This window comes from Segatella copri (assembly GCF_003465495.1).
Classification (GTDB): domain Bacteria; phylum Bacteroidota; class Bacteroidia; order Bacteroidales; family Bacteroidaceae; genus Prevotella; species Prevotella copri_G.
On record NZ_QSAV01000065.1, the window covers coordinates 1 to 11,407 of the forward strand.

An 11,407-nucleotide genomic window follows, 5' to 3' on the forward strand; every position below is an offset into this window, starting at 1 on the left:
TTTTTTGAATTATGCAAGGTATAAACGCGGAGCCGCTTACGGTCAAGTTCTGTATTCATGTAATATTGTTTTTGTCGTAATCTACAAAGTTACTGAAAATCAGCGACTTGACCAACTTTTTACAGTTAAGTTTTCATAAGCATTTCTTAATATAAGTTATTGATTTACAGACGATTAAATGTTAATTTAACGCAGTATTGTGATAAATACTTGATGAATTATTCATTATATTATTGTTAAAATTAGATTTTTTATACTTCTCTACAAATTTACCAAAAACATATTAAAACAATTTAATTTTCAACAAAAACATATTAGATTCATTTTTTTTTCAGTATCTTTGCAGAAAATATGAAACATATAGTAATGGTATTTAAAAATGCACTTATATTGGATAAACATAGATGTAATGTTCCCCATTACATCCTCAACTGTAGTCTTCGGAAATAATATCTATCTTGCTTGAGATAACATATTATTAACGAATTTAAATTTACATGGGTTTAATCATTTTATATTTTTTAGGTGCTCTGTCACTATCCTTTTTATGCTCCGTCCTGGAGGCGGTATTACTTTCTACTCCGATGTCGTTTATCTCGATGAAGGAGAATCAAGGCAACAAGACTGCCTCACTGATGAAACAGTATAAGAACAACGTAGACCGTCCGGTGGGTGCCATCCTTTCGCTCAATACCATCGCCCACACCATCGGTTCTGCCGGTGTAGGAGCCGAGTCAATGAAACTCTTTGGCGAAGAATACTTCGGCATCATTTCCGCCATTCTCACTCTGTTGATTCTGGTACTTTCAGAAATCATCCCGAAAACTATCGGAGCTTCATATTGGCGCTCTCTTGCCATGACATCTACCAAGATCATCCGTGTGCTCATCTTTATCAACTATCCTTTGGTACTGCTTTCGGAACTTATCACTAAGGTATTTACTCCGAAGAACCACCAGGCTTCCGTGAGTCGCGAGGAGGTATCGGCCATGGTAGACGTAGGTACTACAGAAGGCATCTTCCGTGAATCGGAAAGCAAGATTATCAAAAGCTGCATTCACCTGGCAGGAGTAAAGGCAAAGGAGGTGATGACTCCATCCATCGTAGTAGAATCAGCCAACATGAATCTGACTACCAAGGAGTTTTACGAACAGAAAGAATGGAAATTCTCACGCATTCCCGTTTATGACAACAATAAAGATATCATTGTGGGATACGTATTGAAAGATATGGTTCTCAAATTGGTTTCAGACGATGACTTCCAAACCAGATTATCCGAACTGATGCGTCCGATTCTTTCCTTCAACGAGGATGAATCTCTATACCAGATATGGGAAAAGATGTTGGAAAAACGAGAACACATCTCTATCATCGTGGATGAATACGGATGTCTGAGAGGAGTGGTTTCCATGGAAGACGTAATCGAAACGATGACTGGCGTAGAAATCGTGGATGAAGACGATGTGGCTGTAGACATGCAAGCCTTGGCTAAGGAAAAATCGCGTATGATGCACCAAGGTGTTGCTTCTGCCATTCCTGGCAGTAAAGCTTAATATTTACAGAACATTGCATTTTAACAAGAGAGGGTGGGTCATGGAGTTATGACCCACCCTCTCTTATTTATCCAGGAAATATCGCCACCTTGATGACTCCATCCCTGCGGTTCTCGAAAATATCGTATGCCTCTTCTATTCTTGAAAGCGGGAAACGATGGGTAATCAGAGGAGTGGTATCTATCTTTCCCTGAGATATCAAATCAAGGATTTCCCCACAGTCACATCCATCCACACCTCCCGTCTTGAAGATGAGGTTCTTGCCATACATATCAGGAAGCGGAAGCATCTGCGGCTTGTCATACATCGCAACGATGGTGACGATGGCATTAGGACGGGCACACTTCCAGGCAAGCTGGAAGGTATCAGGTCCACCTGCAACCTCCATCACCACATCAGCTCCCCCATGCAGACTATGTTGTTTGACAAATGCCTCACAATCCTCCGGTTCAACAACCATCACCTGCGGATAATGCTTCTGGATGAACTCTCGCCTATCCTTTGATTTCTCACAGACGATGATGTTTCTCGGATTCTTGAGCAAGGTGCAAAGCAAACAGCAGACACCCGTAGGGCCAGCACCGATAATCAAGACAGTATCCTCTTCCGTAATTTCAGATATTCTCGTAGCCCAGAATCCAGTAGCAAGGATGTCGCCAACGAAGAGTGCCTGCTCATCGCTTACCGAATCAGGAATCTTGTTCAAGCCGGTTGTAGCATAAGGAACCCTCACATATTCCGTCTGCCCGCCATCGATTCTGCATCCCAGTGCCCATCCGCCATGTGGAGATGTACAATTGTTCACGTATCCATGCTTGCAATAGAAGCATTCTCCACAGAAGGTCTCTACATTCACGGATACTCTGTCTCCCGGCTTCACATGGGAAACCCTCTCTCCTACTTTCTCTACAATGCCTACCATTTCGTGGCCAACAGTAATCCCCGGTACTGCGCGAGGCACAGAACCATGCTTGATATGAAGATCACTGGTGCAGATACTGCTCAGCGTTACTCTTACGATGGCATCATGCTCATCTATTATCGTAGGCTTCCCTTTTTCTGTAAAGCCAAACTTTCCTTGCTGGATATATGTAAATGCTTTCACCTTAATTATATATATAAGTACATTAGTGTCCAATAAAAATTGGACACGTTAATTAATTAATCAAATAGTCCCTTAAAAAGGGGATAATCGAGTTCTTTGACATCGTTGAAAATAGTCTTATCAAATAGATCTCTTAGGCGGGTTTTGTCCGTCAATGAAATGCTTAGAATCTGCAAAACTTCATATGTCGAGCGTTTCAATTGCATATCATGGTGCACAATAGCCACGAGACAATAAGTGATAATGGCAACACTAATCTGTATGCGTCAGCATTCTTCGTTGTGCCCCAGAATCTCTTTATATTAAGATGCTGCTTTAGCCATTTGAAAAATAGTTCAACCAACCATCTTTTTTATATAGATTCGCGACATCCAACGCAGAAAGATGCTTTGCATTCGTCAGAAAAGTAAACTCACGATCATCTTCTTCATCGTAGTATCGAATGAATCTGAATGATTCAGGATACTTCTTTTCGGAAAGATATCCTGTTAGTTTTACTTCTGCATCAGTTAGTACATTCTTTGGCATTCTTCGCTTCCATTTTACCATTTTGTACTTCAAGTTCGTTTTGGATCTGACTACATAGTAGGAACCTGTAAGATGAATCTTATAAAGTTCCTTGAAAGTATCATAAGCCCTATCGAAAATGTAGTAACTATTTGGTTCATACGTAATTGAAGACATTGCTGTAGAATCATGCTTTGATGCTGTGGTCACAGTATAGAAAGCTGGAACTTGTGCTTCTACGTCATATAAGACATGTGCTTTGACTCCTCCTTTCTTACTTCTGAACTTTGCCCATGGAAAAGTTGCAAGACACAACGGAATAGTTGTCGAATCAAAAGCATACTTCTTTCCTGGTATATTCAAAATGCTGGTTTCTCGCTTTTTGCAAGCTTCCTTCATCATATAGAATGCAAAGTCTTCGAAAATCCTGTAATCACGAGTCTGATTGGCATAAACAAGAGTTGCTTTTACGATAGTATTACGTCCAAGCCCCAGATGATATTGCGTAGCTCGATGAGCTTCCAATGCAACTATCAAGTCACGTAAACTCTCACGATAGCTCAGTTGCCCAAACATCATTGCAAGAAGCTGGTTCCAGCAAGTGAAGTGTTTCACGTATCGGTTGCCATCATACTTGCGTACGTAGTAGTTGAACTGAGTTCTATTCAGAAATGCAGTAAGTTGAACGAAAACATATTTGTCTTGAAACATAGTAGCCAATTCTTTTTGGCTGCAAAGTTACAAAATCAAGTCCGTTTCATTGCAAAATACTGCATAAAAGACTATAATTCAACTGTTTTAAAGATCGAATTGCCCTTTTTTATTGGACAGTAGTGATATAAGTAATATTATTCACGTTAAATCATGCTGCGAAGTTACAAAAAACATTTTAATCATACAAGAAAAAATACAGATTCTTTCTCACCTTTTGACCTGTAAACTATTAAAAAGTCTGTCTGTTTTTACAAGTAAGACCATTTTTTGTGTTTTTTCAGCAAACAAAACCATAAAATATACTCTGATGTTCAAATAGTTAGCCAAAAATTTGGAGAATAGAATATTTTTTCTTACCTTTGCAAATGAAAGATTTGAATTCAATATTTTTACAAAATATAGCATGTATCAAGATTTAGATTTTACTGATAACAATTACTATCAGGAAGATTATATAGATTCGCCGGTTGATGATTTCGACTGGATGCCTAATTTATTTGCCAAGCTCGCAAATCACCTGCGAACTTCAACTTCTGCTGATGTTATCAGACTGGGAACCATCGGCTGCATCAGAAACAATGAGCCGGGAGATGATTCACTTCTCCAATGGGAAGAAGTAGAAACAATGCGTCGCTATATAGATAGCGTTAACAGAGGCTTGGGTGCACCAGAAGATTCCACACTCCAGCAGTTGCTCCATTCTACAGAATGGACTAACTATGGTATTTTTACCATGAACTTTATCTCGGATAAGAACCTCGACTATAAAGGAATCTGTGAGGTTGAAAATACAAATCTCTCATACGCCAGCATGGCTTTTTTAATTGCTCTGGTAAAAGGGATGAGTATGATTAATCTTAAACATCCTTCAGCAAAGGGAGAAAACAATCATATTTTCACATACGTAATTCCAAGTCAATTCTCCACCTTTTCCTTTGCTTCATTCCTCAATGTGGCCAATACACGTCTCGCTAACAAAGAAGATATTTCTGAACAGGAGATTGAAGAGTTGACCCAACTTGCTTTCAAGAGTCGCTACTGGAAACAAGAGACCTCACTCAAGAGTGAAGACAGCGAGTTGTTCATCTATGTCCTCAAGAACATCATTTCGGAAATTCTAGGACTGAAGCTTGACATCAATGCGGAATCCTTTGCCAAACAGGCAAAGAAGGAAGAGAAAAAGACCGCCACTCCAACTGTAGATAACCATAAGAAAAAGAAGAAGGAGAAGAAGGAAAAAGAAAAGACTATCCTGAAAGATAATTCCAAACCTTCTTTGGCATCTACGATGGTAAAAGTCTTAACAGAGGAGTCCCTCCCGCAAACCAAAGAGAGTCTTATTGATAAGACTATGCAACTCTATCCTACTCTCAAGATAAACTGTTTCAACACCACCCTATCAAGACTCCATAAAAATGAAGTTCTGAATTATTATAATGGTGGACTGATTGGAATAAAAGGCAAAAGATACGGAAGAGGCTACAAGATAATTAGCCGTTTACATAAACATAAGGAAACAGATTAAGGCTAAATTTTGTGCCAAGAAAATCCAAAGGCAAAAAGACCATTGGGCTTTCTTGGCACTATTATATAATACTGTAGCAACAACTAACGTTTGAGACGCTGCTGACGTCCCGGCTTCATCATCTTCATTGCCATGCCGAAACACCTCCTTCTGAAGTCCATATCATTTTCATCGTCTCGTTTACCCCATCCGGTTCCTGGTCCTCCACCGCCACCGCAGCTTTGAGCTATCCTTGTAGCTGCATTCAGATAACCCAAATATAAGGATGCTGCAACTGAACATAGATTTGCAGAATTTTCTGCTACATTTTCGATAAGTGAGCCATCGAATATTTCGCCAACTGTCCTATCCAAGAAATCTCTTTGGCTCGGAGATAAAGAGTTTCGAAGTTCACCATATTTAGATAGACGACTTTTCATATCAAGTGCTGCCATGTGAAAACCGAGTGAGCCAAATTCATGGCTGATTTTAAGATTCACTTTCGGAGCAATCTCTTTGTATTTCGCTTTAATCTCCTGATATTTATCTTCTGCCTTTGCCGTTTTTTCTACAGCCAAAGCAGTTTTTTGCTCGGCTTCATGGGCTTTTGCTTCCAATTCTGCCTTCCGTTGTTCCGCATCATGGAGCTTGCTTTCTGCAATTTTCAGTTTTTCTGTCTTGTCAAGTATTTTCTCTTCTGTTTTCTTGATTTCGGCATTGATTTGTGAAAGTTTGCGGTCTGCCTCTTCCTTAGAAATTTTTCCTGCAGCAAGGTCTCTATTGAGCTTTTTAATCTCCTGTTCCAGGTCTGCCTTATGAGTTTCAAGGTTCTTGATCATCGTAGCCAAAGCCTTCAGACGAGCAGCAGAGTGCTTGATTTCTCTGTTGAGTGAAGCAATAATTCCACGCTGATTGGTTATCGTTGAATTTTGCTGTTCGATGGTTTTGGCGTTTTCTCGAACCTCTTCTTCCTTCTCCTGAGCATCCTTCCAGAGCTTTCTGCGATACTCTTCGGTGGTACGATGAACTGCACCGGTTTCCTTGATGCTATCCCCTCTCTCCATACCATACTTCAAACCTACCTCTTCTGCATATTCGGTATGAAGGTTTTCCATATACTTTGATAAAGCATCTCTACTGTCAACTCCACCCATGAAAGTCTTTATAAAAGAAAACCTATTTTTCTCCGTAAGAGGCAAAACCGTACAATGTACGTGTGGGTTCGCTTCATCCAGATGAACGACAAAAGCAGCAATATTTTGCTCTCCATATTTTTTACACATGAAGGCATACGCATCTTTTGCCCATGCTTCAATTTCCGGCATTCTCTTCAAGTCAGAATTATCGGCTCCATGTTCCCAATCCACCTTCTGATTACCAAAAGCCAGGTTTCTCATTACCTCTCGGTTGCCACCCAAGATAAAGTTTGCGACTGTCCTGTACTTTGGATCCAGCCCCTGGTCAATGTATTTTTTGTTGGGGTTTACAATGCCACGTGAATCCAAATTTTCCTGTATTCTCTGGTTGATGGTTTTGAACTTATTTACTTCTGTCACTACCCCACCTTTACCCACTTCGAAGTTCAGATGTTCTCTTGAAGGGTCATAATTCCATCGGGCTTTCTGCGCCCTTTCGCAATCATCTAAACGGCGAAGGTGTTCGTTGCCTTGTGAAGGCGAGAACCCTTTACTGGGTCTCATGTCTATAACGTTTTTTGCTCCGCTCATAATTATTTTTTTTTAAAGAAAGGTTCTTAGGGAAGTATTCCCTGAGCCTAATATCCCCACGGCTTGCCGCACGAATGTCAAAACGTTTTACTTAACGTTTTTGGGGATTTCAGGGTGTTTTTCTAAAACCCCGTATTAGGCTACAGGGATGTAGTACGTTTCCCTCTCATGCGCAAGCGCATTTGTAAAAGAACCTTACTTTTGAAATTATACTTAATTTGTTATGTGAATTACTTTGTTTCTCCAGAAGAGATATGTGGCAAGGGCGAAGGGGGCTGTAAAAGCTTTCTCTGAGCCATCTTGTCAAGTTCTTCTTTGCTAAGACTCGTAACTATAATGGTCGGATTTACTGAGACCATTTTAGCCGAGAGAATCTGTTTGATATCGATTACATTCATTTGTTGAAGAGACTTCAAAAAAGAGACAACTGTTGGACGAGTCCATTTCCAGTCTTTGCTAAGCTGAGAAATGTAGTTGCGTTTCAGCTCACCATTTTCGAGTCCATCAATATGCTTGGATAATAAATATCTGAAAGCCTTGGCTTTCGAAAATCGCCTCGGGCTTATTCTCGTGAAATCATTACACAAAAAGTCAATAACCTCAAAAGGAATATATATTGAGTATTTCTTTTCGATTGGAAGCCTAGTTTCGGTAATGTTGCTTTGAGCATTTTTTGCATTAATGATGTCTCTGAATCTTGTTTTATTTTGGTGTTCCATAAAATGACTAAATATTTACATATTAAAATGATAATAAATAAATGTAACATGAACATATCACGCTGCATTTCGATAAATCTCGTTCCATTCTCGAAACTCTCTTACAACGTGTCTGAGAGATTCTTTTGAACCACCCTGTCCATGTCCTACGAACTTTGGAAAAATAGCTCCTGCGCCCAATGCATTCGGAACCAATCAGGAGCCTTCCATCTATCAGGATGAGAGTAACAGAAACAGCTGCCGATAATGAAAATATAATCTTCTTCTGATTCAAACAAGTAAGAACATTCTCAGCTATACGATAGTTGAAAAGCAGAAAGGTACATAACAGATTTACCATTATCAAATTGTAAGGAGTTTGCGATGGGAGAAAAAGTAGATTTTTCTCCCACGCATTCCAAAGACAACTGCCCATTCCGGCTTTATCCATTTTCAAGAATGAAGAAGCTTCTCCAATCAAATGATTTGCTCTAACTGCAGAGAGGGTTGTTTCGTAATCAACATACTGAACAGCCAAAAGAACCATCACTAAAATAAGTGTAAAAAGTTTTCTTGCGCTGATGCTAGTTTTCATCTTTTCGTAGTACCACGAAAGAAAGGATACTACTTTCTTCCTGACAGAATCATATAAACCAACACATACCTTCAAGGTGGTCTTATAAATTGGTCCATCGACATTTTCATTTTTCCCTTCAAGGCAACAAGCTCCTTCTTGCAGCCTTCTACAACATCTACCGATGTTTGAAACTTCGGATGGCTATTGCGTCTGACCAGGAGAGATGCTATAGCCATCATACCCAATAAATGATTTTTTATCTTCATATTATTTCTAATTAATTATAAACCGCTGCAAAAGTATAAAATTTTGAAATAAAAATGTATCACGATTCGATATACCTTTGAAATTAACATTTGCAAAACACGGATAAGATACATATATTACTAATAATAAGGCAGTTAACAAATATACAGATAAAAACCTGCGCCCTCAATCGTCGGATCCGATCGAGGGCGCAGGTTGAGGTCGAGGACTTGGAGAAAACCAATCTGAGTGTCGGCATCGACTTGGGCTTGAAGGCTGTGCAATAATGGCGTCCATCGGTAGGAGTGAAATCTGTCTCCTTGATTTCTCCATTTATGCTGACATCAAATCTTGCATCTTTAGATGAAGCTTCTCCATTGCTTCTGGCAAGAAGATTAGGCAACTGGGTTGCTGGCTTAGTAACATCAACAATTCCACTTGATATTCGCCTTTTGGTGCATCTATCTTATATTCCAAGTCGCCTTTACGCCAAATCTGATAAATAGGTCCATCAATCGTATTCTGTATCTCAGATGTGGTACTTTTGTTTTCTCCTCCTATATATCCCCATGAGCCTGCCTTATAGGCTTGGTCTGGCAGTGGATTGTACCAGATATTCATCACATCTTCTGTATTACCATCTTTCCTGCCAGCATCGACAGTGAGCTTCTCACCAAAACCTTTTGCTTCTAACGTTGAACTTCCGAAAGGCAATACTACATCAAAGACTGCAAGGCAATTTTCTACATTCTTCTTTCCACAGCTCTTGCCATTGACGAAAAGTTCCACTTCCGGCTCCCCACTCCGAGATGATCATCGGCTTCCTAGGATAGTTCTTGTACTGGTCTTCACACCAGCGGTCGAAACCATTCAACTCTCCCTCGTACAAGCCATGATAAAGATTCCAACCTACCACATCTACGAGGTTCAAGCCTATTTCGTTATAAACATTGTCATATTGAAAGCCATCACACTCTTTCGCGTAGCATCTTCTTTCTTCAGAACCTTTTCCAACCGCTCAGCAAGTGCTAATGTACGCTCCTTGAAAGCTGGCCATTCTTTCGTGCAGGTCATGGAGTGCAGAGCAGTATTTCATTCATGTAGCCCCAGTTGATAATACTCGGATGGTTAAAGTGTTGCCGGATTATTTCCCGCAGATTACGCTCGCAATTATCTGCATAGCCTGGAGTGTCGGGCACAAGATCTATTATAAGAATTTCCTCCCAAGCCAACAAACCAAGCTCATCACAGGTATCCAGGAGAGCATCATCTTGTGGATAATGGGAGATACGGATATAATTGCTGCCCATTTCCTTCAACAGACGGATGTCGCGACGGTGCGGGGCTATACCTACAGGTACCTAATCCTGATGACGGTTGAAACCACGCAACTTGTAAGACTTCCCATTCAAACAGAATCCCTTCTCGCCATCGAATGAAAACCAGCGGAATCCTACCTTATGGGATTTCTCGTCAATGGCTTTTCTTGTTTTTGTGTCGACAAGCGAAGTTACCACCTTATATAATATAAGTGTCTCCGGAGTCCAAAGCTCAGGATTACTGATGAGCTTAGACTGTAATTCCATGCGCCTGGTTTCGCCGGCTTTCAGAGTCACTTTTTTCTTGAAAGTTTGCAAGAGTTTTCCATCAGGCGCAAACAGTTCATTCCTGACCTCAAAAGTTGATGGTTCTGGCTTCACGTTGGGCCATGACTGGTATAACCATCATAGAACTTGTGAATGCGGTGAGAAATTACCTTTTAAACAAACAATTATCCAATGTACTAAAAGTCAAAATGTACTCGGTCGCCCATTGCTCATAGTCTCGGTCCCCGTTCCTCATCACGTCAGTCTCTTACTAAAATGTTTCTTACTTGAAAGCAGTTCAATGACAAAATAATAACCTAAAAAAGAAACTTACTTGTCGTTTTTCCGACAATTAGTCAATTCTACAATTAGGCAATTAAGAATTTGATTCTCTATAAGGATAAAACCACATTTCTGTTTACTTAAAATCATAAAACTACGCATAAACCACAAAGTTGTTTACCAAAAATCACTGCATTTTGTAGCACAAACCACATTTTTGTTTACCTAAACCACATAACTGTTTACCTGAAACCACTATTTTGTTTACCAGAAACCACAAAACTGTTTACCTATCCTAGTAAAAAGCAGTTGCTCCTTTTTAGGTAAATTGAAATGTGGTTTTTACCTAGTTAAATTCATGAGAAAAACAGGTAAACAGAAATGTGGTTTATGAGAAAAATCGATGAACGTTCTGCCAGGTAAACAGTTTTGTGGTTTTTAAATTCTTATTCAGTTGCTACTCAAGAAAAGATTAAAAAGTCTAGACAACTTCTTTAGGCGTTTCACATAACATACTAATATGCTGATAGTTATACATATACCCAAATTGCATTCAGGTGCCGGATATCAAATAAAATAAGATAAAAAATAGTATCTTATCAAGATAAAAACCACAAAACTGTTTACCTGAAACCACTATTTTGTTTACCAGAAACCACAAAACTGTTTACCTAAGAATAAAAGACTGATATAAAAATGATATAACTTATTACATATCAAATTATAACACGGGATTTGGTAAATAATTAATATAACCTCAAAATGGAATGAATTATATACATGACATTTCAGGTAAACAGTTTTGTGGTTATGATGATAAGCCATTCTTAAAAGTAGGTAAACAGAAATGTGGTTTTACAATCGGGTCGACCTCCCACACCACCGTACGTGCGGTTCCGCATACGGCG

9 protein-coding genes and 1 pseudogene are annotated in these 11,407 nt (G+C 39.5%); 2 read left to right on the forward strand and 8 right to left on the reverse strand.

The annotated features are described in order from the left end of the window. Positions 1-497 precede the first annotated feature (497 nt). A complete protein-coding gene (locus tag DWV53_RS14100; RefSeq protein WP_118155151.1) occupies positions 498-1,553 on the forward strand; it encodes a CNNM domain-containing protein in 1,056 nt (351 codons plus the stop codon). A gap of 67 nt (positions 1,554-1,620) precedes the next feature. Here the strand turns inward: DWV53_RS14100 and DWV53_RS14105 are convergent, their stop codons facing one another. Together DWV53_RS14105 and DWV53_RS14110 are read right to left on the reverse strand one after the other, a co-directional pair. Next, positions 1,621-2,658, reverse strand: a complete 1,038-nt coding sequence (locus tag DWV53_RS14105) for an alcohol dehydrogenase (protein WP_118155178.1) — start codon at positions 2,656-2,658, stop codon at positions 1,621-1,623. Positions 2,659-2,714: 56 nt separating this feature from the next. Beyond that, a pseudogene (locus DWV53_RS14110) lies at positions 2,715-3,876 on the reverse strand (IS4 family transposase). A 406-nt stretch (positions 3,877-4,282) separates the two neighbouring features. Between DWV53_RS14110 and DWV53_RS14120 the strand changes: the two are divergent. Next, complete coding sequence (locus tag DWV53_RS14120; RefSeq protein WP_118155157.1) at positions 4,283-5,404, forward strand: hypothetical protein; 1,122 nt, start codon at positions 4,283-4,285, stop codon at positions 5,402-5,404. Positions 5,405-5,487: 83 nt separating this feature from the next. Here DWV53_RS14120 and mobV read toward each other — a convergent pair whose 3' ends face one another. From mobV to DWV53_RS14150, 6 genes are all read right to left on the reverse strand, one after another. Then, entirely contained in the window at positions 5,488-7,110 is a 1,623-nt protein-coding gene (gene mobV, locus DWV53_RS14125) for a MobV family relaxase (RefSeq protein WP_118155160.1), read from the reverse strand. A 230-nt stretch (positions 7,111-7,340) separates the two neighbouring features. After that, positions 7,341-7,829 (reverse strand): hypothetical protein, encoded by a 489-nt coding sequence (locus DWV53_RS14130; protein WP_118155163.1) that lies wholly within the window; start codon positions 7,827-7,829, stop codon positions 7,341-7,343. Positions 7,830-8,964: 1,135 nt separating this feature from the next. Next, positions 8,965-9,420: a hypothetical protein gene (locus tag DWV53_RS14140; protein ID WP_118155169.1), complete on the reverse strand. Its 456-nt coding sequence runs from the start codon at positions 9,418-9,420 to the stop codon at positions 8,965-8,967. Then, positions 9,353-9,562 carry a hypothetical protein gene (locus tag DWV53_RS15545; protein ID WP_147468812.1) on the reverse strand — a complete coding sequence of 70 codons (210 nt, stop codon included), beginning with the start codon at positions 9,560-9,562 and terminating at the stop codon, positions 9,353-9,355. The genes DWV53_RS14140 and DWV53_RS15545 overlap by 68 nt, the downstream gene beginning before the upstream one ends. 139 nt (positions 9,563-9,701) lie before the next feature. After that, complete coding sequence (locus tag DWV53_RS14145) at positions 9,702-9,941, reverse strand: glycoside hydrolase family 2 TIM barrel-domain containing protein (RefSeq protein ID WP_181992517.1); 240 nt, start codon at positions 9,939-9,941, stop codon at positions 9,702-9,704. 51 nt (positions 9,942-9,992) lie between these two features. Continuing rightward, complete coding sequence (locus DWV53_RS14150) at positions 9,993-10,331, reverse strand: hypothetical protein (protein ID WP_118155175.1); 339 nt, start codon at positions 10,329-10,331, stop codon at positions 9,993-9,995. Positions 10,332-11,407 lie beyond the last annotated feature (1,076 nt).